22 protein-coding genes are annotated in these 24,445 nt (G+C 63.3%); 14 read left to right on the top strand and 8 right to left on the bottom strand.

The genetic code is table 11. From position 1 onward, the window contains the following. Window positions 1–18 precede the first annotated feature (18 nt). The gene (locus tag NKH71_RS14105; protein WP_023720584.1) at window positions 19–480 is read right to left on the bottom strand and encodes an Lrp/AsnC family transcriptional regulator; all 462 of its coding nucleotides are present in this window, start codon (window positions 478–480) and stop codon (window positions 19–21) included. Window positions 481–638: 158 nt separating this feature from the next. Between NKH71_RS14105 and NKH71_RS14100 the strand changes: the two genes are divergently transcribed. Further along, window positions 639–1,646 (top strand): ornithine cyclodeaminase family protein, encoded by a 1,008-nt coding sequence (locus tag NKH71_RS14100; protein ID WP_023720585.1) that lies wholly within the window; start codon window positions 639–641, stop codon window positions 1,644–1,646. Window positions 1,647–1,726: 80 nt separating this feature from the next. Here NKH71_RS14100 and NKH71_RS14095 read toward each other — a convergent pair whose 3' ends face one another. After that, window positions 1,727–2,659 carry a dimethylarginine dimethylaminohydrolase family protein gene (locus NKH71_RS14095; RefSeq protein WP_352788147.1) on the bottom strand — a complete coding sequence of 311 codons (933 nt, stop codon included), beginning with the start codon at window positions 2,657–2,659 and terminating at the stop codon, window positions 1,727–1,729. 33 nt (window positions 2,660–2,692) lie between these two features. Continuing rightward, entirely contained in the window at window positions 2,693–4,285 is a 1,593-nt protein-coding gene (locus tag NKH71_RS14090) for a zinc-binding metallopeptidase family protein (protein WP_352788228.1), read from the bottom strand. Window positions 4,286–4,360: 75 nt separating this feature from the next. On the opposite strand from NKH71_RS14090, the gene NKH71_RS14085 reads away from it, so the two are divergent. The 6 genes from NKH71_RS14085 (at window position 4,361) to NKH71_RS14060 (ending at window position 9,692) form a co-directional block, all read left to right on the top strand. Continuing rightward, window positions 4,361–5,251 carry a LysR substrate-binding domain-containing protein gene (locus NKH71_RS14085; RefSeq protein WP_352641004.1) on the top strand — a complete coding sequence of 297 codons (891 nt, stop codon included), beginning with the start codon at window positions 4,361–4,363 and terminating at the stop codon, window positions 5,249–5,251. A 123-nt stretch (window positions 5,252–5,374) separates the two neighbouring features. Beyond that, window positions 5,375–6,469, top strand: a complete 1,095-nt coding sequence (locus NKH71_RS14080) for an ABC transporter ATP-binding protein (protein WP_352788144.1) — start codon at window positions 5,375–5,377, stop codon at window positions 6,467–6,469. A 67-nt stretch (window positions 6,470–6,536) separates the two neighbouring features. Further along, entirely contained in the window at window positions 6,537–7,652 is a 1,116-nt protein-coding gene (locus NKH71_RS14075; RefSeq protein ID WP_352494434.1) for an ABC transporter substrate-binding protein, read from the top strand. A 17-nt stretch (window positions 7,653–7,669) separates the two neighbouring features. After that, window positions 7,670–8,503, top strand: coding sequence for an ABC transporter permease (locus tag NKH71_RS14070; protein WP_031194462.1), 834 nt, complete (start codon window positions 7,670–7,672; stop codon window positions 8,501–8,503). A gap of 4 nt (window positions 8,504–8,507) precedes the next feature. Next, a complete protein-coding gene (locus tag NKH71_RS14065) occupies window positions 8,508–9,314 on the top strand; it encodes an ABC transporter permease (protein ID WP_023720592.1) in 807 nt (268 codons plus the stop codon). A 90-nt stretch (window positions 9,315–9,404) separates the two neighbouring features. After that, window positions 9,405–9,692, top strand: a complete 288-nt coding sequence (locus tag NKH71_RS14060; protein ID WP_352481695.1) for a DUF982 domain-containing protein — start codon at window positions 9,405–9,407, stop codon at window positions 9,690–9,692. Window positions 9,693–9,733: 41 nt separating this feature from the next. On the opposite strand, the gene NKH71_RS14055 is transcribed toward NKH71_RS14060, so the two are convergent. The 3 genes from NKH71_RS14055 to NKH71_RS14045 all read right to left on the bottom strand — a co-directional run bounded on the left by NKH71_RS14055 (window position 9,734) and on the right by NKH71_RS14045 (window position 13,027). Next, on the bottom strand, window positions 9,734–10,042 hold the full coding sequence (locus NKH71_RS14055) for a HigA family addiction module antitoxin (protein ID WP_352788141.1): 309 nt from the start codon (window positions 10,040–10,042) through the stop codon (window positions 9,734–9,736). 114 nt (window positions 10,043–10,156) lie between these two features. Further along, the gene (locus NKH71_RS14050; protein WP_023720595.1) at window positions 10,157–11,221 is read right to left on the bottom strand and encodes a glycosyltransferase family 2 protein; all 1,065 of its coding nucleotides are present in this window, start codon (window positions 11,219–11,221) and stop codon (window positions 10,157–10,159) included. 474 nt (window positions 11,222–11,695) lie between these two features. Then, on the bottom strand, window positions 11,696–13,027 hold the full coding sequence (locus tag NKH71_RS14045) for a dicarboxylate/amino acid:cation symporter (protein ID WP_352788138.1): 1,332 nt from the start codon (window positions 13,025–13,027) through the stop codon (window positions 11,696–11,698). Window positions 13,028–13,263: 236 nt separating this feature from the next. Between NKH71_RS14045 and NKH71_RS14040 the strand changes: the two genes are divergently transcribed. Continuing rightward, window positions 13,264–15,123 (top strand): sensor histidine kinase, encoded by a 1,860-nt coding sequence (locus tag NKH71_RS14040; RefSeq protein ID WP_352895125.1) that lies wholly within the window; start codon window positions 13,264–13,266, stop codon window positions 15,121–15,123. A gap of 6 nt (window positions 15,124–15,129) precedes the next feature. Then, window positions 15,130–16,485 (top strand): sigma-54-dependent transcriptional regulator, encoded by a 1,356-nt coding sequence (locus tag NKH71_RS14035; protein ID WP_352788133.1) that lies wholly within the window; start codon window positions 15,130–15,132, stop codon window positions 16,483–16,485. A 24-nt stretch (window positions 16,486–16,509) separates the two neighbouring features. Here NKH71_RS14035 and NKH71_RS14030 read toward each other — a convergent pair whose 3' ends face one another. Further along, window positions 16,510–17,253 carry a 2OG-Fe(II) oxygenase gene (locus NKH71_RS14030; RefSeq protein WP_352549784.1) on the bottom strand — a complete coding sequence of 248 codons (744 nt, stop codon included), beginning with the start codon at window positions 17,251–17,253 and terminating at the stop codon, window positions 16,510–16,512. A 37-nt stretch (window positions 17,254–17,290) separates the two neighbouring features. Here NKH71_RS14030 and NKH71_RS14025 point away from each other — a divergent pair, with 37 nt between their 5' ends. The 3 genes from NKH71_RS14025 to NKH71_RS14015 all read left to right on the top strand — a co-directional run bounded on the left by NKH71_RS14025 (window position 17,291) and on the right by NKH71_RS14015 (window position 21,337). Continuing rightward, complete coding sequence (locus tag NKH71_RS14025; protein WP_352895124.1) at window positions 17,291–19,177, top strand: tetratricopeptide repeat protein; 1,887 nt, start codon at window positions 17,291–17,293, stop codon at window positions 19,175–19,177. A 180-nt stretch (window positions 19,178–19,357) separates the two neighbouring features. Then, window positions 19,358–20,083 carry a 3-keto-5-aminohexanoate cleavage protein gene (locus NKH71_RS14020; RefSeq protein WP_023720602.1) on the top strand — a complete coding sequence of 242 codons (726 nt, stop codon included), beginning with the start codon at window positions 19,358–19,360 and terminating at the stop codon, window positions 20,081–20,083. Window positions 20,084–20,290: 207 nt separating this feature from the next. Continuing rightward, a complete protein-coding gene (locus NKH71_RS14015; RefSeq protein ID WP_352788128.1) occupies window positions 20,291–21,337 on the top strand; it encodes an acyltransferase family protein in 1,047 nt (348 codons plus the stop codon). Between the two features lie 164 nt (window positions 21,338–21,501). Here NKH71_RS14015 and NKH71_RS14010 read toward each other — a convergent pair whose 3' ends face one another. Continuing rightward, window positions 21,502–22,356: a hypothetical protein gene (locus NKH71_RS14010; RefSeq protein WP_023720606.1), complete on the bottom strand. Its 855-nt coding sequence runs from the start codon at window positions 22,354–22,356 to the stop codon at window positions 21,502–21,504. Between the two features lie 385 nt (window positions 22,357–22,741). On the opposite strand from NKH71_RS14010, the gene NKH71_RS14005 reads away from it, so the two are divergent. Together NKH71_RS14005 and NKH71_RS14000 are read left to right on the top strand one after the other, a co-directional pair. Then, window positions 22,742–23,245 carry an Lrp/AsnC family transcriptional regulator gene (locus tag NKH71_RS14005; protein WP_023677254.1) on the top strand — a complete coding sequence of 168 codons (504 nt, stop codon included), beginning with the start codon at window positions 22,742–22,744 and terminating at the stop codon, window positions 23,243–23,245. Next, window positions 23,242–24,405 carry a saccharopine dehydrogenase family protein gene (locus NKH71_RS14000; RefSeq protein WP_352641020.1) on the top strand — a complete coding sequence of 388 codons (1,164 nt, stop codon included), beginning with the start codon at window positions 23,242–23,244 and terminating at the stop codon, window positions 24,403–24,405. The genes NKH71_RS14005 and NKH71_RS14000 overlap by 4 nt, the downstream gene beginning before the upstream one ends. The last annotated feature ends 40 nt before the right edge of the window (window positions 24,406–24,445 follow it).

Here is a 24,445-nt window from a genome sequence, read left to right as displayed (position 1 = left end):
TTCCCCTCCTCCATCTGATTACACCGGCAAGAGGGCGTTCGGCTTGACATCGGCGATGGAGGCGAAAGTGTGCGTTTCGCGCACGCCGGGCAGAGGCAGGATGACCCGCTGCAGGAAATCCTGGAACACCGCCATTTCAGCGATCCGCGCCTTGACCAGATAATCGAAACCGCCAACCACCATATGGCACTCCAGAACCTCCGGAGCTTTCGCCACGGCTTCGGCGAAGCGGTCAAAGACATGCGGCGCCGTGTGGTCAAGCCTGACCTCGATGAACACCAGCGTTCCCCTGCCGACCTTGCGCGGATCGAGCATAGCCCTGACCGCGGTGATGAACCCGTCGCGGAACAGGCGCTTCACCCGCTGGCTGGTTCCGGTCGGCGACAGCCCGACACGCCCGGCAAGATCAAGCGTCGTCCGGCGCCCATCCTCCTGCAGCAGCCGGAGCAGGCTGCGGTCTATCTGGTCGAGATCGTCCATTCACAATCCACTCTATCTCAGGGATTTGTGTGCTTAATTCACGCACAGATGCCAAAATCAACGTATTTCATCACATAAAACCTCGCAATAGCCTGCGCTTCCCTCACCCACTCAAAGCAGATGTGGTGAGCCGATTTCGACGAACACAGGAGTGCAGGATGACCAAGGAAGCGTGCAGCCCAGCCGGCAAGAGTGCGGCGGAAATCAGCAAGGGAGCGACCGAGATCCTGGTGCTGAGCGAAGCCGACGTGATGGCGTGCATCGACCTCAGCCAGCTTCTCGACGTTCTGGAAGACGGCTTCAAGGCGCTGTCACAAGGTAAGGTCGTCAATCCACCCCGACCACAGCTCGACATCCCCGGAGCCGGCTACAGCCTCGCCATGCCGGCCTGGATGGAGGACATGAACCTGACCGTCAAGATCGTCAATGTCTTCGAAGGCAACCTGGCCAAGAACCTGCCCAGCCATCTCGCCACCATCAGCCTGTTCGATCCGCTGTCCGGCCTGCCGGTCTGCATCATGGACGGCACCTTCATAACCGCGGTGCGAACCTCCGGCTCCGCCGTGCTGTCGGTGCGCGCGCTTGCCCGCCGGGATGCCAGGATAGCGACAGTGATCGGCGCCGGCGTGCAGGCCAACCAGCACCTGCATCTGTTGCCGCTGGTGCGCGACTTTGCCGAAATCCGGGTCGCTTCGAAGAGCTTCGACGATGCGGCAGCGCTTGCCCGGCTGCATCCGTCGGTGGTGGCGGTCGCCGACCTCGAGGCGGCAGTGCGCAGTTCGGACGTGGTGTGCCTGGCGACCCACTCCTACCAGCCGGTGATCGACGCAGGCTGGGTCCAGCCGGGCACGCATGTCTCGTCGGTCGGGGTGGCGCCGCCCGGCGGAGAAATGCCGATCGAGCTCATCGGCAAATCCAGTCTTTTTGTCGAAACCAAGGATGCGTTCAAACCGACCCCGGTCGGTTCTTGCGAGCTTGCCGGCTTCGACCCGGATTTCGGCACCGAGCTTGGCGCCATGCTGCTCGACCGCGCGCCGGGTCGCGTTTCGAATCAACAGATCACCACCTACAAGGCGATGGGCATTGCGATGGAAGACATGGTCGCCGCCGACCTCGCCTATCGTTGCGCCAAGCGTCTGCGCAAGGGAAAGCTCATCGTGCTGTAGGCGCGTGCCGCGAGCCAGGCGGGTTCGACGTTGCTGACAATGGCGCTTTCGTGGGAGCGTTGGGGCTAAAGGCCGGCCCCTCAGGCCGGCTCGCGCTTCAGCGCCTGTGCCATGCAGTGGATGCCGCCGCCGGTCTTCGAGATCTCGCTCATATCGATGGCCGCGACCTCGAAGCCGCGTGCCTTGAGCTGGCCGATCAGCGCCTGGCTGGACGTCGGCGCGATCACCCTGTCCTTGCCCAGCGACATGAAGTTGCAGCCGAGCGCCATCGTGTCCTGGAACGGCACGTCGATGATCTCGTGGCCCTTGCCCTTCAGCCAGTCGACGATGCCCGGCTCCGTGCAGGCGAGGCAGACGGCGGTCAGCTTCTCGGCGATCGGCACCACCATCAGGTCGATATGGACGTAATATTCGTCGATGAACGCGATGCGGGTCTCCCAGCCCTCCTTGTCGAACCAGGCCTGGACCTGGCGGGCGCCCTCCTCCTGCGTGCGGGCGCCGCCGCACCCGATCAGCACCACGCCGTCCTCGATGACGTTGAAGTCGCCGCCTTCGAATGTGCCGGCGGTGACCATGTCATAGACCGGGATGCCGAGCTTCTCATAGGTGCGGATCGCCGCGTAGTTCTCGCCGCGCCGCCACCAGTTGGCCATCGCGGTGATGATGACGCCATATGGCGTCATCACGCTGGAATCGCGTGAATAGACCTGCATCGGCAGTTCCGGCGTCGGCTCATGCCAGTGGATGTTGACGGCGAAATGCTCATAGGCGGCGACAAGGTCCTTGTGCTGCGCCTGCGCGATCTGGACATTGCAAGGCGCCTCGCGCAGATGTTTTCGCGATAGCGAGCTGGTCGAGAGATGGCGCAGGAAATTGGGCGAGCCGAGCAGCACGTCGGTCAGCACGTCGGTCTCGTTGGCGAAGCCCCAGGCGGTCAGCTTCTTGGTGCCGCCGGCCGGGTTGCGGCGCTGCAGCGAAAACGGCTCGGTGACGATGCGGTCATGGACGGTCATGGGTTCTCCTCGTGAAGGGGCGGCTTGGTTGAGTCATGCGGCTTGGTTGCTCGGTATCCACCAGTCCCGTCCGCGCGGGGAGGTGATGTATTCCGGCCAGCGAAATCCAATTGGCGGCTCGTAGTCGCAGAGCGGCGCGATCCAGTTCGAGCCGCCGATGCCGCCACCGGTGCGGGCGACGAATTCGTCCATCGCCGCGTCGCGCGCGGCCTCGTCTTCCAACAGGCGAAGTGCTGCCAGCGCGACCGTCTTTGCGGCGCAGATGACCATCGGGTCGATGGTGGCAGAAATGCCGCCCAGCGCATTCATCGCCCAGGACGGAAAGGCGTGACCGTTCTCCGAGCGCAATGCCGGGCGAGCGACATAGAACCGCGCCGTCGGCGTATGCCATGACATGTCGGTGTAGTCGTCGGACGTCGAATTCACCTGCGACGGCGCCAGGTCGCGGCGCAGGATCGCTTCTGCCTCGCGAGGTTCGATCAGCAGTTCCAGTTCCTCGATGAAAGGCTCCTCGCTCGCCACCCCGCCGGCATTGACCTGGATTTCGCGGGCGATCGCCTTAGCCGTCTCGTCCCAGCGCGGCGGCCCGACCGCCGCCAGCGCGTCGAAGGCAATGCCAGCCATTACGTGATTGGCGAGCCCCGGCCGCGACTTCGACACCCAGTGCCGCTCATAGCGGCAGCCGCCCATCACCGCGACGGCTTCCGCATTGCGGTCAAGCACGGCGGTGACCTGCTCGGCCATCGCCAGCGTCGGCACGCGGATCATGTACTGGATCTCGGCCAGCCCGGCCGGCAGATTGTCGGCGGTCGCCTGCCCCGCCGTCAGGATCGCCTCGCTGATCGACCAGCCGCCCTGATGCGGCAGCACGGAATCGCGTAGCGCCTTCGAGGCCATGTACATCATCATGAGCGCGTCGTTGGCGCCCGGCGCCCGGACCGCCGAATGCGCCTGCGGGATCGGCGCCGCGTTGCCTGCCGCCCTCGCCCAATGTTCCGGCTCGTCGCAGATGAAGCGGTAGATCATCGCATAGGCCGCACCGCAATGCGTGTCCCAGCGCGCCGTGTTGCACAGCGGCAGCATGTAAAAAGGATGGAAGGAGATCATGCCCGCCAGCCCATCGTAATAGCCCTTCGCGGCATGGATCGGCTTCGATCCCCTCACCTTCTCCGCCGGCTCTCCGGTGAAGCGCAGCGTGCCCGATATGCCGTGGCGCTGCATCGCCGCCTTGGTCGCCAGCAGCCCGCCGAGGCTGGCAATGCCGAGCCCGGAATGCGGATCGGTGTGGCCGCCGGCCTGTTCGCCGAGGCCCGGACGCGGTCGCTTCACCGTCGCCGCATCCTGGCAATTGCCAGGCACCGCGTCGTACTCGGCATACATGCCGATTGTCGGGCCGGTCCCGTTGGTCCAGTGGGCGCAGAAGGCGGTCGGCATGCCGCCAGAGCCCTCTTCAACGGTAAAGCCTTCGTGCTTCAGGCGCTCGACATACCAGGCGGCCGACTGGTATTCGCGCCAGGCGGTCTCGCCGAAGTCGAAGATGGTCCGCGTCCACGCCGACAGCGACGGCTGGATGTCGTCCAGACAGGCAAGCGCGGTCGCTTGCGCCGAGGTCACCGGTTTCTCCATGGCGGAAAGAAAGCAGTGAAGCGCCTCGCCAAAAAGTGATATGTTTTCCCGGCTCATGCAAATTCGGTTCACCTCTTGAGAATTCCCTCGACGCAGGCGCTGCGCGCGCTCGACAGTTTTGCCCGCCACGGCAGCGTCTGGCGCGCCGCTGACGAACTGCATCTGACCCGCAGTGCGGTCAGTCATCAATTGCGCCTGCTCGAACGCGATCTCGGCTTCGACCTGCTCGCGCGCATCGGCAAGGGCGTGGCGCTGACGCCACGCGGCCAACGCTATGCCAGCGACGTGCGCAAGGCGCTGACGGTGCTAGGCGACGCGGTGACACGCCATGCCGGCACCGGCATCGGCGGCTCGTTCAGTGTCAGTTGTACGCCGGGTTTCGCCTCGCTGTTCCTGTGCACCCATATCGGCGAGTTCCGGCAGATGTACCCCGATGTCGCACTGCGCATCCTGACGCCGCGGCGCCTCGACGACGTCAGCAATGCCGAGGCCGACGCCTTCATCGCCTTCGGCGTCGGCAACTGGCCGAACCGCGTGGTCGAACCATTGTGCGAAATCTCCTTCACGCCGCTGTGCAGCCCCACGCTGCTCAACAAGATCGGCGGCTTCTCCAAGCCGGCAGACGTGCTGCGCGCCAATCTCCTGCATCTCGGTGACACCGAGGACTGGGCGCGCTGGCTGGCCCTGTCCAAGGTCGAGAACCCCGACCCGGAAGGCGGCATCTTCTTTTCCGACATGAACCTGGTCTTTTCGGCGGCGATTGCCGGCCAGGGCATCGCCATGGGCGACGAGCTGACCAGTCGCCGGGCGCTGAGCGAAGGCCGGCTGGTGCGTCCCTTCGACATCGCGATCAATTCGCCGCGCTCGTATTTTCTGGTTTCCGAGCACGCCAAGGCAGCGCATCCGGTGCTGGAGGCGTTTGGGCGATGGCTGAGGTCGAAGCTGTCGGAGAACAAGGAGCGCTAATCTCCCCCTTGAGGAGGAGATTGGCGCATAGATGAATCAAATTTGCCGATCAGGCGAAAACTATTCGGTTGCGGTGAGCCGCCGCCCTGCCTACGATTTCGCCTACGCTAAGGAAAGGGCAGGATGCAGCAACCCGGCCGGGCCGCAGAGATCAAGGCAATCGGGATCGGCAAGAGCTTCGGCTCGTTCCGTGCGCTGGATGATCTGACGCTCGATATCGGCCGTGGCGAGTTCCTCACCCTGCTCGGCCCCTCCGGTTCCGGCAAGACCACCTTCCTGATGATCCTTGCCGGCTTCATTCAGCCGACCGACGGCCGCCTTTACAGCGACGGCGTCGACATCACCGAGCGGCCGGCCGAGCAGCGTGCCGCCGGCATGGTTTTCCAGGGCTACGCATTGTTCCCGCATATGAGCGTCGAGGCCAACATCGCCTTCCCGCTCAAGGTGCGCAAGAAACCGGCGGCCGAGATCAAACGCCGCGTCGGCGAAATGATCGAGCGCGTCGGGCTCAAGGGCCACGAGAAGAAACTGCCGTCGCAATTGTCCGGCGGCCAGCAGCAGCGCGTGGCGTTGGCGCGGGCGCTGGTGTTCGAGCCGGGCGTACTTTTGCTCGATGAGCCGTTTTCGGCACTCGACAAGGGCCTGCGCGGCCAGATGCAGGCCGAGATGAAGCGGTTGCACCAGGAGACCGGCACCACCTTCGTCTTCGTCACCCATGATCAGAGCGAGGCGCTGGCGTTGTCGTCTCGCGTCGCCATCTTCAACCATGGCAAACTGCTGCAGGTCGGCGCGCCGGACGAGGTCTATGATCGGCCGGACAACCGCTTCGTCGCCGAGTTCCTGGGCGAGATCAACATGCTGCCGCTGAAGGGCGTGCGCCCGGCCGACAATGGCTCGACGGGCCTCTGCGAAGACCGCGCGATCAGCATGCGCTGCAAGGCCGAGAAGGTCCGGGGCGACGCCATCCTGGCGATCCGGCCCGAATACATGTCGATCGCCCGCGAAGCCGCCGCAGGCGAGAACGGCATTGCCGCGACTGCCGTCGCCTCGACCTATCTCGGCGCTGCAACGCGGCTCGATCTGACGACGCGCCAAGGCGCCAAGATGACGGTCTCGGTGCCGAACGAGGTTGCCACTTCCGCGCTCAGCCAAGGCAATTCCGTCTGGCTGACCTGGCCGGCGGAGAAAGGTTTCCTCCTTCCGGATGGAGGACAATGACGATCGGCGTGGCGAATTCGCCAAGCTGACTTTCAGGAAATACCAACGACAAAAAAGGGGAACTGACATGACAAACCAAACCAAGAAACATTCCATCGAGGCGCTGTCCGCCAGGGCCGTGCGCGGAGAGATCTCGCGCCGGCAGTTCACGCAGCTGGCCGCGCTGGTGCTGGCCGGCACGCCGATGCTGCTGCGCTCGACCGGCGCCTTTGCCGCGGCGAAGGAACTGGTGCTGGTCAACTGGGGCGGCGACGCCATCACCGCCTATGACGCGGCTTACGGCCAGGCCTTCACCAAGGAGACCGGCATCGTCGTTAAGATGGATGGCTCCGGCCCGACCGAAGGCGCAATCGCGGCGCAGTTCAAGAGCGGCGCCCCGACCTGGGACCTGGTCGACGTCGATCCGTTCTCGGCCATCACGCTCGGCGCGCAGGGCATGCTCGAGCCGATCGACTATACGATCGTCGACAAGAAGAAGATGCGCGAGGGGTTCGGTTGGGAACACGCCGCCTCGACCTATTTCTTCTCCTACGTCATCGCCTACGATGCCGAGAAATACGGCAGCCAGGCACCGACCGGCATGGCCGACTTCTTCGACGTGGCAAAATTCCCCGGCAAGCGCTCGCTCTACAAATGGGGCGTGTCGAGCTGGGAAGCGGTCCTGCTTGCCGACGGCATCGCGCCGGCCTCGCTCTATCCGCTCGACCTCAAGCGCGCGCATGACAAGATCGCTGCCTTCAAGGAAAACGTCGTCGCCTATTGGGGTGGCGGCGCCGAAAGCCAGAGCGTGCTGCTCAATGGCGAGGCCTCGATGGCGATCGTCTGGTCGACCCGGGCTTCGCTCATCGAGCAGGATTCCGGCGGCAAGATCAAGTTCATCTGGGACCAGGGCCTGATCTCGCCCGGCGCGCTCGCCGTGCTCAAGGGCAATCCCGGCGGCAAGGACGCGGCGATGAAGTTCATCGCCAGCACCCAGGACCCGGAGAAGGAACTCATCATGTTCGACAAGCTCGGCCAGGGTCCGGCCAATCCGGCCACCGATGCGCTGATCCCCGCCGACAAGAAGCGCATCAACCCGGTCGATCCCGAGAACATGAAAAAGCAGATCCCGCTCGACATGGATTGGTACGCCAAGAACTATGGGGCAGCACTCGACGAATACACGAAGATCATCTCCGCCTGACAAGCCGGGATAACCGGATGAGAGCATACCTCTCCGACAGGATGGGCGCGGCGCTGTTGATGGCGCCGCTGCTCCTCTTTCTTGTGCTGGCCTATGCCTGGCCATTCCTCGGCGTGGTCAAATGGAGTTTTACGCTGCCCACGCCGGGGCTGGGGCAGTACAATGCGCTGCTCACGGATCAGTTGGTGCAGTCGGTCTTTATCCGCACGCTGCGCATCGCGGCGATCGTGACGATCGTTTCGGTTGCCGCCGCCTACGCCATCACCGTTGTCTGGGTGCGCGGCACGCCGGTGCAGCGCGTCGTGGCCGAATTCTGCATCCTGGTGCCGTTCTGGATCTCGGTGCTGACCCGCGCCTTCGGCTGGGTGGCGCTTTTGTCCAATCGCGGCCTGATTAACACCTGGCTGCAGGCGGTCGGCTTCATCTCGGAGCCGCTGGCGCTGGTGCGCAACGAGTTCGGCGTCATCGTCGGCATGACGCATTTCCTCATCCCCTTCGCCGTGTTTCCGCTGGCCTCTTCGATGCGCAGTCTCGACGACCGCGTGCTGCTGGCGGCGCGCGGCCTCGGCTCCAGCCGCATGCGGACCTTCTGGTCGGTGTTCGTGCCGATGACCCGCTCCGGCATCATCGGCTCGGCGCTGATCGTTTTCGTCTTTTCGCTCGGCTTCTTCGTCACGCCGGCGATCCTCGGCGGCGGTCGTAGCGTGATGATCGCCGAGTTGATCTATCTCCGCATCTTCCAGAGCCCGGACTGGGGCCTGGGCGCTGCGATCAGCGTGGTGCTGGTGCTGTTCGTCGGCGCGCTGATGGCGCTGCTGTTCCGCTATATCAGACCAAAGCAGTTGGTGTAGCGCGATGCCGACCTATCGCCCCGGTCCCGTCTCGCTGGTCCTCGCCGCCCTGGTCGCGCTGTTTCTGCTGTTGCCGCTGCTCGCCGTCATTCCGGTGTCGCTGACGCCGAGCCGCATGCTGGCGATGCCGTCGGGCGAATTGTCGCTGCGCCATTACCGGGCGTTGATCGAGGATCCGCGCTGGATCAACTCGATCCTGCTCTCGATCAGGATCGGCGTCGTCAGCAGCGCCTTTTCCACCGTGCTCGCGCTCTGCTTCGGCCTCGGCGTCTGGATGTTCCAGCCGCGCTTCACCGCAGCATTGGTCGGCTTCGTGCTGCTGCCGATGGTGGTACCGCCGGTGGTCTCGGCAATCACGCTCTATTTCCTGCTGACCTCGATCTCGGGTTTCTCGTCGTTCTTCGGCTATGACACCTGGCTGGGTGTCGCCATGGCGCATGCGGTGATGACGGTGCCCTTCGCCACGGTGCTGATCCTGGTGTCGCTCAGCCAGCTCGACCGCCGCATCGATCTTGCCGCGCGCGGCCTCGGCGCCACCGTGTGGGAGCGCGCCACCCGCATCATCATGCCCAACATCAAGTTCGGCATCGTCACCGCGGCGTTGTTGTCCTTCGTGCTGTCCTGGGAAGAGATCGGCGTCACCCTGTTCATCACCTCGGTCAACGCCATCACGCTGCCGCGCTTGATGTGGATGGGCCTGCGCGACAACATCGACCCGGCGATCGCCGCACTCTCGGTGATCCTGATCGTCATCACGGTGCTGGTGCTTGTGGCGCGCAGCGTCGTGGTCAGGCTGCGCGCGGCGCAGTGAGGGCCGCCTCACTGCCGCGGTGACTGGCGCGAATGAAACCTTGCGCCACGATTTTCGTTATAGGTAGTTCAACACGTCGAAGGCTTCGCCATGAATCAAGGATGGTTTTCCAAGCCGGTTGCGGTTGCGGTCGGCATCGTGGGAGATATCCGCAACATTTCCAACGCACGGCAGGCTGTCGAATTGCTGGAAGCCCACTGGCGCGACGCTGGCAGCGCCAAACACGGCTTGGCACGGCGCACATGCCGCCGCGCTATGAGCGACGACCGCTGGACCGAAGCCGCCAGGGACGCGTTCATCGAGGCCGCGCGGGAAGCGCATGTCCTGGTCGAGCGAGCCGTTGAACCGCAGGACCGGTCCAGGCAGGCGGGACCGTGATCGATTTGTGAGCCTCGGTGGTTCGGCCGATCTATTGCATCTCAGGCAGCATGCAGCCTTGGAATGGCACTGACGTCAACCTCGCGCTCCGCGTGCCACGCATCGTAAGCGGCCTGCATCCTGAGCCAGATCGCGGCGCCGTCGCCGAACATCTTTCCAAGGCGCGCCGCGACGGCCGGCGAGACCGGCTTCTTTTCGCGGATGATGTCGTAAAGCTGCTGGCGCGAGATTCCGAGCAGATTGGCGATTTCCACCTTGGTCTTTCCGGTTGCCGGGATAATGTCGTCGAGCGGCGCCCCAGGGTGGGATGGGCAGCGCTCCATCGGACGCATCGGCTTATAACAGGTCATGGGCTGGTTGTCCTTCGGTTGGGTCGCCACGTGCCCATAGTGATATTGCTCGAAATCTACCCGGGTTGCCAGACCTCCCGAAAACCTGGCGGCGTTGTGTCACTGCGCCACCCACTACCCCATAGCGTGGCGGATTCTCTTGGACAGGCGGCTCAAAAATGCCGGCCTCGACGACGCATCGAGCTTCCACGACAGCACCGCCGTGGCCATTTTCCGCGGCAACACCCCGACCGACAGGAACCATGCGGCAAGGATGACGCGCCGCCGCAGGGATGCGGTCATTTCGAGGCTGGCGACGGCGCCGGCCGCCCCGAGCGCCAGCCGGGAATCGTCGGCCACCGGATGTCGGTCTCTGTCGGCGCAGAGCGACGCCAGCCGCTCCTCCAGGTGGACCGGATCGTGGCGGACAGCATCCGACGGCACGATGGTCAGGCCGATCCCGGAGGCCTGGTCCGACAGTGCCTGCATGCGGCGGAAATCGTGGGTTACCCGCCAGCGTGCCCGCTCGGCGAGCTTTTCGCCGAAGACCGAATGGTTGGCGCCGTGGATCCGGTAGGCGCCGAGGCATTCGTCGATGGATTGGACGTGCCCGTACATCGGCGCCAGCGTTGCCAGATAGCCGTCAGCGCCCTGGCGGAACTCCGGCTCCGGTATCGGCATGATCGATTCGAGCGTTGCGCGGTCAAAGGCGAGCCCGCTGGTCACGGTCGTCTGATAGCGGCCCTTGTGCAGGAGTTTCGGCATGACGTCGCCGCTGTCGAAAGCCAGTTCGGGCGGCGGAAAGACATCCTTGATGCGTTGCCCTTCGTCGACGATGTGCAGTCTGGACTGGACCTGGGCGGTTGCCTCGTCCCAGGTCTCGACGATGGTGGAGACGGCGGTCGGATAGAGATAATCGTCGGCGTCGAGGAACAGGACGATCTTGCCCGAGCTCGCTGCGAAGCCGGTGTTGAATGCCGCGGCGTGTCCGCCATTTTGCGCTCGCGGACATGCGAGGATCTCGTCGCGATACGATTCCATGATTGTCGTGGAATTGTCCTGCGATGCATCGTCGACGACGATGACTTCGACATCCGCGTAGTCCTGCTCGAGGGCGCTGTCGATGCTGCGTTTGAGGAACCGCGCGTAGTTGTAGTTCGGGATGATGATGGATACCGGAATTCTCGGGACAGTCTGCATCGCGTTTGACCTCGCATCTTGCTTTGGTTCGGCAAAGGCCCGCTCATGGGCCTGCCCCCCCTCTTCAAGCGCCCTCTTGGCGCGCAACGAGTTCCCTGGGAGAAAGCCTGCGCTTTCTATCAGGAGACGGGTCACGTTTCGCTTTGCGACTTCGTACTGAGGCCGCCATGCCTTCGAGGGCTGCTGCCATGGTAAGGGGTCGGCGGCAGCAAAAGCCCAGACGGTTCGGCCAAGGTGATGTCGCAACCGAGCCCGACGGAAAATGTCTCGCCTCGCGATCAGGTCAGGAGCGAAGCGGACGGGTGCCTTGAAGGCATGGCGGATACTGGCCTTCAAATGCGGCTGGAACAAGCCCCGCATCGAAAACAGGGCCACTTCAGGTTGCGTTACAGGCGGCATGCCGCGACGGGCCGGTGCTTTTGCCCCAGAGCCGGCGAACCGCCTCCGGGGCTTATAGTCACGTGGCCGAGACAGTCAGGCGGCCTGCAAACCCGGCAGCGACAGGTCGACTTCCTCGGGCAAGTCGCCGGCCATGGCGGCGGCAAACTTCGTCTGGTCGAGTTCTCCCTCCCAGCGTGCCACCACCACTGTCGCCACCGCATTGCCGATGAAGTTGGTCAGCGCCCGGCATTCCGACATGAAGCGGTCGACGCCGAGGATCAGCGCCATGCCGGCGACCGGCACGGTGGGGACGACCGAAAGCGTTGCCGCCAGCGTGATGAAGCCGGCGCCGGTGATGCCGGCGGCACCCTTGGAGCTCAGCATGGCGACGGCGAGCAGCAGGATCTGGTCGCCGTAGGTGAGTGGCGTGTCGGTCGCCTGCGCGATGAACAGCGCCGCCAGCGTCATGTAGATGTTGGTGCCGTCCAGATTGAAGGAATAGCCGGTCGGGATGACCAGGCCGACCACCGAGCGGTTGCAGCCGGCGCGCTCCATCTTGGCCATGAGGCCCGGCAATGCCGCTTCCGAGGACGAGGTGCCGAGCACCAGCAGCAGCTCTTCCTTGATGTAGCGGATCAGCGCCAGGATCGAGAAGCCATTGTAGCGGGCAACCGCGCCGAGCACCACCAGCACGAACAGCAGCGCGGTCAGGTAGAATGTGCCGATCAGCATGGCGAGGTTGGCGATCGAGCCGATGCCGTATTTGCCGATTGTGAAGGCCATGGCGCCGAAGGCGCCGATCGGTGCGGCCTTCATCAGGATGGCGACGAGGCGGAAGATCGGCGTGGTCAGTGCCTGCAGGAAATCGACGACCGGACGGCCGCGATCGCCGACCAGTGCCAGGGCGACACCGAACAGCACCGAGAAGAACAACACCTGCAGGATGTCGCCCTGCGCGAAGGCGCCGGTGATGGTGTCGGGGATGATGTTCATCAGGAAGCCGACGATGGTTGTGTCGTGCGCCTTCTCGGCATAGGCCGTCACCTTGGTGGTATCGAGCGTGGCCGGATTGATGTGCATGCCGGCGCCGGGCTGGACGATATTGGAGACGACCAGGCCGACGACAAGCGCCAGCGTCGAGAACACCAGGAAATAGATCATCGCCTTGCCGGCGACGCGGCCGACCTTCTGCAGGTCGGAAACACCGGCGATGCCGGTCGCCACCGTCAGGAAGATCACCGGCGCGATCACCATCTTCACCAGCTTGATGAAGGCATCGCCGAACGGCTTCATCGCCTCGCCGGTTTCCGGATAGAAGTGGCCGAGCAGCACACCGGCGGCGATCGCCGCCAGCACCTGCACATAAAGATGCCGGTATAAGGGAAGTTTGCCGCGCGGCTCGGCGGCAGCGATTGCTGTCTGCATGACGTCCTCCATGGCGCCCCGATCGAAAGCTCGACTCCCCGGGGCAGTTGTTTTGACCAGCAGCCTCGCGACTGCTGAATTCGTGTTTGCAACAGCCGTGCCAGATACGCAGAAGGGCCTTTCATCATTGATTTTGTTGAGCATTCACAAATGTCCGCACTGCTGGACACACAGACAAGTGCGAATCTCCGCATAGGTCGAATTGTGTTTTGTGCGAGTTCATGCACAAATGGGCGATGCTGCAACGCCCCGCCGGTGCCTTGTCTTCGACGCCCGAGCAACTCGCCAGGCGGGCGCGCCGAGCCTGGCTGCTGTTTGCGGCCGTCGCCCTGCTGATCGTCACGGCAGCGCTCTACGGTGCCGGCCTCTACGGCCGCACCGCCGAGGTCGGGACCCTGGCGGCGCAGGGGCGTACCGACGCCAATCTGAAGGTCGCGCTGCTGCGCGCCGTGCTCGAAAGCCCGCGCGCCCTGCCGCTGCTTCTGTCCGCGGACGAGCAAGTGCGTGACGCGCTGTCGCAGAAAAATGCCGCGGCAATCGATGTTCTGAACCGCAAGCTCGAGGGGCTGGTCTCCGGCACCAAGGCGTCGGTGCTCTATGTCGTCGGCACCGACGGACTGGCGATCGCCTCCAGCAACTGGCGCGAGCCGATCAGCTTCGTCGGCAATGACTACCGTTTTCGCGATTATTTCTCCGGCGCAATGCAGGCCGGAACCGCCGAGTACTTTGCGCTCGGCAATGTCAGCAAGCGTCCCGGCCTCTACATTTCGCGACGCGTCGGCGATGCCGCCGCACCGCTCGGCGTCGTCGTCGTCAAGATGGAGTTCGACCAGCTCGAAGCCGACTGGCGCGAGGCCAACCGCCCGGCCTATGTCAGCGACGAGAACGGCGTCGTGCTGATCACCAGCGTGCCGTCCTGGCGCTTCATGACAACCGCGCCGCTGGCCGGACCTGAGCAAGCCGCGATCCGCGACAGCCAACAGTTCGGCGACGCGCCGCTGGTTCCGCTGCCGATCATGCACCGGCAGGCGCTCAGCCCGGATGTGTCGATCGTCCACGCGGTGACGCCCGGCGGCAGTGAGGCGGAGTATCTCAGCCTTTCCACGCCGGTCCCTTCGACCCCATGGCAGCTCGACTATCTGATCCCGGCCGAAGCGCCGATCGCCGCTGCCGTCCGCGAAATGCGGCTTCTGGCACTGGGTGCCGTCGTCCCGCTGCTCGGCCTGGCCGCGTATCTGTTGTGGCGGCGGCAGTCGGCGCAGATGCGGATTGCCGCCGAACAGGCGGCGCGCACCGAACTCGAACGCCGCGTCGTCGAACGCACCGAGGATCTGAGCCAAGCCCGCGACCGGCTGCAGGCCGAGATAGCAGGCCACCGCAGCACCGAAGCCAAGCTCCAAATCGTGCAGCAGGATCTGGTCCAGGCCAACCGCCTCGCCATCCTCGGCCAGGTCGCCGCCGGTGTCGCCCATGAGATCAACCAGCCGGTCGCCACCATCCGCGCCTATGCCGACAATGCCCGCACCTTCCTCGACCGCAAGCAGACCGGGCCGGCCGAGGAAAACCTCGGCGCCATTGCAGCACTTACCGAACGCATCGGCTCAATCACCGAGGAGTTGAAGGCATTTGCCCGCAAGGGCCGCACCGCCGCCGAGCCTGTTGAATTACGTGGTGTTGTCGAGGGCGCGGTCATGCTGTTGAGAAGCCGCTTTGCCGGTCGGCTCGACGCATTGGCCATCGACCTGCCGCCGCCGAGCCTCAAAGTCATGGGCAATCGGGTCCGGCTCGAACAGGTGCTGATCAACCTCTTCCAGAACGCGCTCGAAGCACTCGACGGCCGCGACGACGCTTATGTGCAGGTATCGGTCGAGGAGACCGCGGACGGCGTGACGGTCGGCGTGTCCGATAACGGACCTGGCATTCCGCCCGGGATTCTCAAGTCGCTGTTCACGCCGTTCAACACCTCCAAGGAAAAAGGCCTCGGCCTTGGCCTCGTCATCTCGAAGGACATCGTCGCCGATTATGGCGGCCGCATCGAGGTTTCAAGCAACGACGGCGGCACCCGCTTCTCCATCCATCTCATGAAAGCAGCGTAAGCCATCATGACGAACGACAATGCCGCGCCGGTCATCTTGATCGACGACGATCGCGATCTCCTCAAGGCCACCGCGCAGACGCTGGAGCTTGCCGGCTTCTCGATCTCGGCCTCTGCGGTGGCGGCCGAGGCGCTGGCCAGGCTCGACGCCGATTTTGCCGGCGTCGTGGTGTCCGATATCCGCATGCCGCAGATCGACGGCTTGCAGCTTTTCAACCGCATCCTGCGGCTGGATGCCGACATTCCCGTCATCCTCGTCACCGGGCATGGCGACATCGCCATGGCCGTCAAGGCGATCAAGGACGGCGCCTACGACTTCATCACCAAGCCTTTCGCCGCCGACCGGCTGGTGCAGAGCGTGCGTCGCGCAGCGGAAAAGCGCCGCCTGGTGATGGAGAACCGCGCCTTGCGCGAGGCGGCCGGAGAGGCGCAGGACGGCCTGCCGCTGATCGGCCAGACACCGGCGATGGACAGGCTGCGCCGCACACTGCGCCAGATCGCCGACACCGATGTCGACGTGCTGGTGACCGGCGAGACCGGCTCCGGCAAGGAGGTGGTGGCAAGCCTTCTGCATCGCTGGAGCCGCCGCGCCAAGGGCAATTTCGTCGCGCTGAATTGCGGTACGCTGCCGGAGACCGTCATCGAGAGCGAGTTGTTCGGCCATGAGGCCGGCGCCTTCACCGGCGCGCAGAAGAAACGGATCGGCCGCATCGAGCATGCCAGCGGCGGCACGCTGTTCCTCGACGAGATCGAAAGCATGCCGGTCTCGACACAGGTGCAGATGCTGCGCGTCTTGGAGATGCGCGAGGTCACTCCGCTCGGCACCAACGAGGTGCGGCCGGTGGATCTGCGCGTCGTCGCCGCCGCCAAGGTCGATCTCGGCGATCCGCGCCAGCGCGGCGCCTTCCGCGAGGATCTCTACTATCGGCTCAACGTGGTGACGATCTCCATTCCGCCGCTGCGCGAGCGCCGCGACGACGTCGCCCTGCTGTTCTTCTATTTCGCCGAGCGCGCCGCCGCCCGCTTCCATCGTCGGGTGCCGGCAGTGCCGGCGACGGTACATCGCCATCTGAGCGACCATGACTGGCCGGGCAATGTGCGCGAACTGGCGCATTTCGCCGAGCGGTTCGTGCTTGGATTGGAGGAAGGCGCCGAAGCACAACCCCCTGCCCCAACTGAATCGAACGCCGCCATGAAGCTGCCGGAGCGGCTGGAGCGCTACGAGGCCGACATCATCCGCGAGGCGCTTGGCCGCAACGAGGGCGATGTCAGGCGCACGATCGAAGCGCTGGGGATTCCGCGCAAGACCTTCTACGACAAGCTCCAGCGCCACGGCATCGTGCGCAGCGATTTTTCCAGGTAATCGCCGCCGGGCCGAGAGGCTCGGTTACTTGGCGTCGTGGAAGATGATACCGACAGTGTGGCGCATGCCGGAGCGTAGCCGGCTGACGCCGTGCCTGAGGTTGACGCGGTAATTGCCCTTGCTGCCCTGGACCGGACGATTGTGGACCGCGAAGGCGACTGCATCGCCCTGGCGCAGCGGCACCACCTCGGCGCGGCTCTGCATGCGCGGACGCTGCTCGGTCAGCACGAATTCGCCGCCGGTGAAATCCTTGCCGGGCTCGGACAACAGGATCGCCACCTGCAGCGGGAAGGCAAGATCGCCGTAGAGATCCTGGTGCAGGCAGTTGAAGTCGCCGGGGACATATTGCAGCAGGAGCGGCGTCGGCCGCGTCTGGCCCTGCTCGTGGCATTGCTCGAGGAACGCGGCGTGTTCGTCGGGATAGCGCTGCGCGATACCCATGCGCTCGTTCCAGTCGTTGGCGACCGCAGCCAGGCGCGGATAGAGCGCGGTGCGCAAGCCGCCGATCAGATCGGGCAAGGGATAGCGGAAATAGCCGTACTCGCCCTTGCCGAAACCATGCCGCGCCATGTGGACATGGCTGCGGAAATGGCTCTCGTCCGGATAAAGTCCGGCAATCTGCCGGCACTCCTGCGGCGTCAGCAGCTCTTCCATCACCGCGCAGCCATAGCCGCTCAACTCATCGGCCAGCTTCCGCCAGTCATATCCGGCAACGCGCACCTCCGCCGATTTCACCGCCGCTTTCGCGCCTATCGAATGGATGGTCATGGCTTCGCCTCCTGTGGCTTCTCTGTCATTGAGATGGGTGAAACGGCGCGCGCGGACCACCCGTTTCTTGCCGGGTGAACTCGTTAGCGATTGTCTCGGGGATTTCGTTGAATACAATGCAGCGGGGCTTGCCGCGATGGGGGGGGGCGAATTGAGCGGACGGGTTCGACAAAGGGAGGGGGCAGTCCGGCAATTCCTCGTTTGCCTCGTCGCGATGCTGGTCTCGGCGCTCCCGGCCTTGTCCGCCAGCAGCGACTGCGTCAGCGACGACAAGGTCGAGGCCAGCACGCGGATCGCCGCCTGCACGCGCATGATCGAGGATGCGACAGAGCCCCTCGAAAACCGCGGTATTGCCTATTTCAAGCGCGGCAATGCCCTGACGGAACGAGGCGACTATGACCGCGCGATCGCCGACTACAGCGCGTTCATCGGCATCGCACCGACCGTCGCCAGCGGCTACTACAACCGGGGCATCAGCTGGGTCTTCAAGGGCGACTACGACAAGGGCATCGCCGATCTGGACAAGGCGATCAGCCTGGACCCGAAATATGGCGATGCCTACTACAACCGCGGCGTCGCCTGGACCTTCAAGGGCGAGGACGACCGGGCTTTGGCCGACTATGACAGGGCAATCAGCCTCGATCCCGAAGACGGCAGAAATTACCACAATCGTGGGCTGATCTGGTCACGCAAAGGCGACGACGACCGCGCGATAGCCGACTTCGACCGGGCCATCAGGCTCAACCCGAACGACGTCGGTTCCCTGAATGGCCGAGCCGATGCGTTGACCGGCAGGGGCGAAGAGGAGCGCGCGCTGGCCGACTATGACAAGGTGATCAGCCTCGATCCGAAAAACGCACATGCCTACTACCGGCGCGGCAACGCCCGGCTGACGGGCGGCGATTTTGACGGTGCTATCGCCGACTACAACCAAGTGATCAGCCTCGATCCGAACGATGAGAGCATCTGGTACAACAGAGGGGTGGCCTGGTCAGGCAAGAGCGACAATGACCGCGCCATCGCCGACTACGACAAGGCGATCAGCCTCGATCCGAAAGACCCCAAAGCGTACTTCAATCGAGGTATCGCCTGGGCTAGCAAGGGAGACAATGATCGCGCCATCGCCGACTACGACCAGGTGATCAAGCTCGACCCGAAACAAGCCCTCGCGTATAATAATCGGGGCTTGGCCTGGGTGGCAAAGGAGAACGATGTTCGCGCCTTCGCGGACTACAGCCACGCAATCGATATCGACCCAACACTTGCCATCGCCTACAGCAACCGAGGCTTTCTCTGGAACAAGCGAGGTGAGTACGATCGGGCCATCGACGAATACGACCGGGCGATTGGTCTCGATCCGAAAAATGCAAGAATTTACCACAACCGCGGCATTGCCTGGATGGGAAAGGCCGGCGACGGTCGAGCCATTGCTGACTTCGACCAAGCGATCCTGCTCGATCCGAATTATCCGTACAGCTACTCAAACAGGGGTGTTCTCTATTTCTATTCTGGCTCGCTGGCCAAGGCGCAGGCTGACTTTGAAAAGGCGGCCGCGCTCAGGCCCGACTACGCCTATTTTGCCATCTGGCTGGATATTGTTGAACGACGCAACGGTGCGGCGGGCCATTTGCGGAAGGCAGCTTCCAAGCTCGACATGACGAAGTGGCCGGCGCCTGTGGTTCGAATGCTGCTTGGCGAAAAGACGCCCACCGCGACATTGAACGACGCCGATGACTCGGATCCAACCAAGAAACACGGCAAGTTTTGCGAGATCGGTTTCTACAACGCAGAACTCAGCCGGCTCAAAGGGCAACGCGATCACGCCCTATGGCTTTACAGGCATACCGTCAGCCATTGTCCAAAGAGTTTTATCGAATACCGTGCCGCCAACGCTGCATTACGCGAGTTGGGTGTTTCGCCGTAACTCTGCCCGACGGATGTTCGTTTGCTAAGAAGACTAAGCCGAACAACACGATATAGGTGCATTCTGCCAGACTGATTCAGGCTGTGCCACGTCCATATGTCAGGAGCCTTCGCCAGCGCGATTCCGGTTTTCACTGGCCCGCGCTAGACTGGCAGCAACCGCAACCGGACTGCCCATAGCATGATTGTCCAGACCTGCATCAATGGCGCGCGCAGCGCCGATTTCCACCCCAACCTGCCGCTCGACGCGGAGGCCATGGCGCGCGACGGCGCCGCCTGCGTCGCCACCGGCGCGGCTGAGCTGCATGTCCATGCGCGCGGGCTGGACGGCCGCGAAAGCCTGGCTCCGGCGGCGATGGACCAGACTGTGCTAGCGCTTCGTCGCGCCTGCCCTGGAACGCTGATCGGCGTGTCGACCGGCGCCTGGATCGAGAATGACGACGAGCGGACGCTGGCCGCGATCGCCGCTTGGAGCGAGCTGCCCGACTATGCCTCGGTCAATCTGAGCGAAGACGCCGCGCCCGCCGTCATGGAGAGTCTGCGCCAGCGCGGCATCGGCATCGAGGCGGGGCTTGCCTCCGTCGCCGACGCCGAACGCCTGGTGAGCCTCGACCATGGCAAACGGGTGCTGCGCATCCTGCTCGAAATCTCCGAGCAGCCCTTGGACGCGGCGCTGGAGGTCAGTGACGATATCGCCGCCGTGCTCGACGGCGCCGGGATGCGCCGGGCGATCCTGCTGCACGGTGCCGACGCCACGGTCTGGCCTTTCGTGCACCGGGCGGCGGAACGCCGTTGGTCGACGCGCGTCGGGCTGGAAGACGGCAAGGAGCTTCCTGATGGAACAGTAGCACCCGGTAACGCCGCGCTGACAGCGGCAGCCGTCGCTATCTTCGAGACCAGCCGTTAGCGCGGGGAAACAGCCAATCTCCTCTTCACTGGGGAGATGCCAGGTTTTGACAGAGAGGCAGGCCAAAGTCGGGCGGGTCTAAAGTATAGCCGCGTGCTGGTGTCAGTAAAACTTATCTAAAACTTTACGCATTAATTAAACCAGCAATTAATCAGCACATCAACGACCCCGTGTGTTAATGCTCCCCGCACAGGGGACCATTTTTCGATGAACATCATTCCAGAGAATGATCACGCTGCGCCGCGCCGGGTTCAACAGTATACATCGGTACAGATCCTGCGGGGGCTAGCAGCCCTCATGGTTGTTATCTATCATCTTCCGGCCGCACTGGGCATGCTCGATCTGGGTATTCCCATCCTAAACAGTGGTGTCGATCTGTTTTTCGTCATCAGCGGTTTTGTCATGGTTCTCTCGACGGAGAACAGACGTCGCGACCATCGTGCTTTTTTGATGCAGCGCTTCACGCGCGTCGTTCCGTTCTATTGGGTTATGACCTTCGTCATGGTCGCCGCACTTTGGTTGTTTGCCGGTCGTGCAGTGTCTCTTGAGCAGCTCACCAATAGCCTGCTTTTCATTCCCTATCTCGACACTGTTACAGGTTATGTCCAACCAGTGCTTGGCGTGGGTTGGACGCTCAATCTGGAAATCCTGTTTTACATTCTGTTCGCGGCAACTATGGGTCTTGGCACCTTGACGCAAATGGCCATGGTCGGCGTTGTCTTTGCAATCGCCGTAGCGGCGCGCATCATCTTCAAACCCGCCGCCGATACTGTGCTGTTTTTCTATACCACGCCAATCCTGTTTGAGTTCCTTGCCGGCATGGCTCTCGGCCACCTGGTCGGCAGGCTGGCGCGTTCGCCTGCCGTCCTGGGTGTCTCGGCACTCGTGTTCGCCATCGTGTCCATGCTGGTGATGGGCCTTGGCTTCAACTTGCCGCGAACCCTTGCTCAGGGAATCCCGGCGTTGATCCTTGTCGCGGCTTGCATAAGCCTGGAAAGCTACTTCCGGCTTCTTGCTCCTCGCGTGCTGGCAAGGTTGGGTGATGCTTCCTACTCTCTCTATCTGACACATCCTATCGTGCTGCTTGCGACCGCTCCTGTCGTTGCAAGCGCCTATGTATCACCATGGCTCGCAGGCATGGTTATTGTCACCGCCTGCATTGCCGTCTCCCTGGCCAGCTATAGTTTTATTGAGAAGCCGCTTTTGGCGATATCTCGGATGAGCCTCTCCGCCTATCAGGTGAAGGCACAATAAGTTGCGGTTGCGCCTCGCAACGATTTTGCGACAACGACATGCATAAAACAAGAAACTTAAAGCGCGTCGCAGGATCCGTTCAATGCGACGCGCTCTAGGTACAAAAATAGCCGCCCGGTTGGACCCGAAGCAGCTTGTTATGCACTTCGACAATGTGTCAGTGGCTACTTTGCAATCATGTAGGCATCGTCAGTGTAGAGTTTGCCAACTCCACCATAGTGGCCCACGCCAAACACGAATGACTGAGGTGTACCTGATCCGTCGGAATCCCGCCCGACCGGCCAGGTTGCGTTCGACGACGATTGCCAAAACACCCCGTCCAGATACCAATCGATGCCTACCCCTTCATAGAGATCCGCGCGCAGCTGAAACCAGCGCCCCTTCGGGGCGGGAACATCGTTAGCCGGATTGTGGACTCCGGCCGCCGCATTCTCCACATGCAGCATCACCACATCGTCAGTCGGATTGTCGGTCAGGTTGACCCACCATGTTGGGTCTTGCTTGAAAGGCGATTGCTCGGTCACCTTGAACTGGAAGATATTCGTCCAGCCGTTTCCCGCGTATTGGTAATCGGAGGAAATGAAAAACCACGCGACATAAGTTCCATCGATCCCTGACGGCGACACCGCCTGGAGCGGACGTCCGAAAGCGTCGTTCTTGGCCAGGCCGCCTGCAAAGAGCCACTCCTTGTAGACTTTGGAGTGGGGCTTCCCGGCATTGATGGCAGCCAGCGTCGTTTCGAACTTTCCGAAGCTGTTGCCGCCGTGCGAGGATACATTCCCTGCGCCGGTCGAGACCAGGCCGCTGATAATTGCGTTCAGGCTGGGATCGGCTTCCGCCGGATTCTCCGCCTGGACGAAAGACCAGTCGGTATAGCACGAGGCTCCGGTGCAAGGCCCCTCCTCCCAGTCCGCTCGCCAGTAGGGCGCATTCTGGGCATATGCGGCGCCAGCTGGCGCCATGGCGGCGGTAATGGTGCAGATTGCCGTCAGCACCAACAGATGAGAAATCTTCTTCATGTCGATCTACCGTTCCTTTCTAAGCTATGGATTCCAGGCACCTCTTGCGCCACTTGCTTCTTTCACCCTCGAACACAGCGCGTCCCGAACGGCGCTGTACCGCCAACTCAAGCCGGCGGCGCTGAACCTTCAAAGGGTATCCGGAAAACAAAAAACCCGCCTCGGGAGGGCGGGTCGGCGGCGCGATTAGCACCATACCCAAATTAGTAGCATAGCTGCCGGCACAAAGCAAGAACAAAATGTGGCATCTGCGACGAAACTGCCGACAGGCACAGGGGCACCGCGGATGACGTGGCTCTTGCCGTTGTTAAAAATCTCTCATAAGGTATTTTCATATCAGAAAGAAAATCCGACCGTTTATTTCCTTTTATGAAAGCCTGAGCGTTTGCGGGAACATCTCGATCAGACCGACCGGCGACTGGTCAAGCTGCTGTCGCAGGATGCGCAGCTTGGCGTCAACCGCCTCGCGGAGAAGATGGCGATCTCGGTGCCGACGGTGCGCATGCGGCTGCGCAACCTGCTCGACCGCAACCTGCTCAAGATCGTCGGACTGCTTAACCTGACCGAACGCCCCGAGCTGATCTCGGCCATCGTCGGCATCAACGCGCAAGGGCGCGGCCGGGCGCGTGAACTGGCGCAGCGCATCTCCGAACTGCCTTTCGTGAACTCGGCCGCCGTCGTCACCGGACGCTTCGACATCATCGTCGACGTAACGGTGGCCGGCGATGTCGCCGATCTCTACCGCGTCACCAGCGAGCTGATCCCCGGCGCCGGTGAGCCGGGCGAAGTCGTGCGCAGCGAGACCTTCGTCGTCATGGCGTCCTGCAACAAATGGGTCAGCCTGCCTGAAGGCTGCTGGTCGGACGAGACGCGAAAGGAAATGGCATGAAGATCGCGGTTCTCGGCGGCCTCGGCCTGCAAGGCCGGGCGGCGATCGCCGATCTCGTTGCCAGCGACGGCGTCGAGCAAGTGGTCTGCCTCGACACCGCAACCGACGGCGCGGCGCGGCTTGGCGGCCTGACCGACCTTGCCCGGGTGCGTTTTGTCGTGCCGGAGGGCGCGATCGGTCCGGTGCTGGCCGATGTGATGAAGGACGTCGACGCGGTCATCGACCTGTTGCCGCAGCCGCTGATGCGCGAGGCGGTGCAGGCGGCGATCGCGACGCGCACGCCGCTGGTCACCACCAATTACGGCAAGGCCATCGCCGATCTCGCTCCCGAGGCCGAAAAGGCCGGCGTCTCGATCGTCACCGAATGCGGGCTCGACCCCGGCATCGACCTTGTGCTCTACGCGCGCGCCGCAAGCCAGTTCGACACCATCACCGCGATCGATTCCTATTGCGGCGGCATTCCCGAACCGAAGGCGGTGGTCGAGCCGCTCCGCTACAAGGTGAGCTGGAATTTCGACATGGTTCTGGTCAGCCAGAACCGCGACAGCGTGCTGGTCGAGGACGGCAACCGGGTCGATGTGCCGGCCGCCCGCCAGCACGACAATCGTTTCATCCACGATATCGAGATCGCCGGGCTGGGCAGGCTCGAGGCCTTCCCCAATGGTGACGCGCCGCATTATGCCGGCATGCTCGCCGCCGCCAAGGGGCTGCAGCGCTCCGGCCGCTATTCGCTGCGCTGGCCCGGCTGGTCGGCGTTCTGGGCGCCGCTGAAGCAGCTTGGCCTCCTGTCCGAGGACAAGGTACCCGGCACCGGCGTCAGCCCACGCGAATTCCTCGGCCGGCTGCTCGGTCCGCAACTGCAATACGGCGCCGACGAAAAGGACCTTTGCGTGATGCGCAACGTCTTTGTCGGCAGCGAAGGCGGCCGCCGCAAGACGGTGACCTCGGAGCTGGTCATCGAACGCGACCTCGCCTCCGGCCTGTTCGGCATGAGCCTTGGCGTCGGCTATCCCGCCAGTATCGTGGCGCAGATGCTGGCACGGCGCGAGATCGCCACGCCCGGCCTGCTCAACCCGCTGCTGCATGTGCCCGATGGCCGCTTCCTCGACGAGCTGGCCAGGCGCGGCATCAAGGTCGCCGAAACGGTGAGCTGGGATTGAAGATTTTCGAACGGTGGTTGCCGCCGGCAACGGCGCCGCC

The sequence above is a fragment of the Mesorhizobium sp. M0983 genome (genome assembly GCF_040318975.1).
In the GTDB taxonomy this organism is placed as follows: domain Bacteria; phylum Pseudomonadota; class Alphaproteobacteria; order Rhizobiales; family Rhizobiaceae; genus Mesorhizobium.
This window is presented reverse-complemented; position numbering and strand designations above follow the sequence as displayed.

Excerpts from the sequence above, each read along its gene's own strand:
- NKH71_RS14105 (WP_023720584.1), bottom strand. The coding sequence starts at position 480 with ATGGACGATCTCGACCAGATAGACCGCAGCCTGCTCCGGCTGCTGCAG.
- NKH71_RS14100 (WP_023720585.1), top strand. The coding sequence starts at position 639 with ATGACCAAGGAAGCGTGCAGCCCAGCCGGCAAGAGTGCGGCGGAAATC.
- NKH71_RS14095 (WP_352788147.1), bottom strand. The coding sequence starts at position 2,659 with ATGACCGTCCATGACCGCATCGTCACCGAGCCGTTTTCGCTGCAGCGC.
- NKH71_RS14090 (WP_352788228.1), bottom strand. The coding sequence starts at position 4,285 with ATGGAGAAACCGGTGACCTCGGCGCAAGCGACCGCGCTTGCCTGTCTG.
- NKH71_RS14080 (WP_352788144.1), top strand. The coding sequence starts at position 5,375 with ATGCAGCAACCCGGCCGGGCCGCAGAGATCAAGGCAATCGGGATCGGC.
- NKH71_RS14075 (WP_352494434.1), top strand. The coding sequence starts at position 6,537 with ATGACAAACCAAACCAAGAAACATTCCATCGAGGCGCTGTCCGCCAGG.
- NKH71_RS14070 (WP_031194462.1), top strand. The coding sequence starts at position 7,670 with ATGAGAGCATACCTCTCCGACAGGATGGGCGCGGCGCTGTTGATGGCG.
- NKH71_RS14065 (WP_023720592.1), top strand. The coding sequence starts at position 8,508 with ATGCCGACCTATCGCCCCGGTCCCGTCTCGCTGGTCCTCGCCGCCCTG.
- NKH71_RS14060 (WP_352481695.1), top strand. The coding sequence starts at position 9,405 with ATGAATCAAGGATGGTTTTCCAAGCCGGTTGCGGTTGCGGTCGGCATC.
- NKH71_RS14055 (WP_352788141.1), bottom strand. The coding sequence starts at position 10,042 with ATGACCTGTTATAAGCCGATGCGTCCGATGGAGCGCTGCCCATCCCAC.
- NKH71_RS14050 (WP_023720595.1), bottom strand. The coding sequence starts at position 11,221 with ATGCAGACTGTCCCGAGAATTCCGGTATCCATCATCATCCCGAACTAC.
- NKH71_RS14045 (WP_352788138.1), bottom strand. The coding sequence starts at position 13,027 with ATGCAGACAGCAATCGCTGCCGCCGAGCCGCGCGGCAAACTTCCCTTA.
- NKH71_RS14040 (WP_352895125.1), top strand. The coding sequence starts at position 13,264 with ATGCTGCAACGCCCCGCCGGTGCCTTGTCTTCGACGCCCGAGCAACTC.
- NKH71_RS14035 (WP_352788133.1), top strand. The coding sequence starts at position 15,130 with ATGACGAACGACAATGCCGCGCCGGTCATCTTGATCGACGACGATCGC.
- NKH71_RS14030 (WP_352549784.1), bottom strand. The coding sequence starts at position 17,253 with ATGACCATCCATTCGATAGGCGCGAAAGCGGCGGTGAAATCGGCGGAG.
- NKH71_RS14020 (WP_023720602.1), top strand. The coding sequence starts at position 19,358 with ATGATTGTCCAGACCTGCATCAATGGCGCGCGCAGCGCCGATTTCCAC.
- NKH71_RS14015 (WP_352788128.1), top strand. The coding sequence starts at position 20,291 with ATGAACATCATTCCAGAGAATGATCACGCTGCGCCGCGCCGGGTTCAA.
- NKH71_RS14010 (WP_023720606.1), bottom strand. The coding sequence starts at position 22,356 with ATGAAGAAGATTTCTCATCTGTTGGTGCTGACGGCAATCTGCACCATT.
- NKH71_RS14000 (WP_352641020.1), top strand. The coding sequence starts at position 23,242 with ATGAAGATCGCGGTTCTCGGCGGCCTCGGCCTGCAAGGCCGGGCGGCG.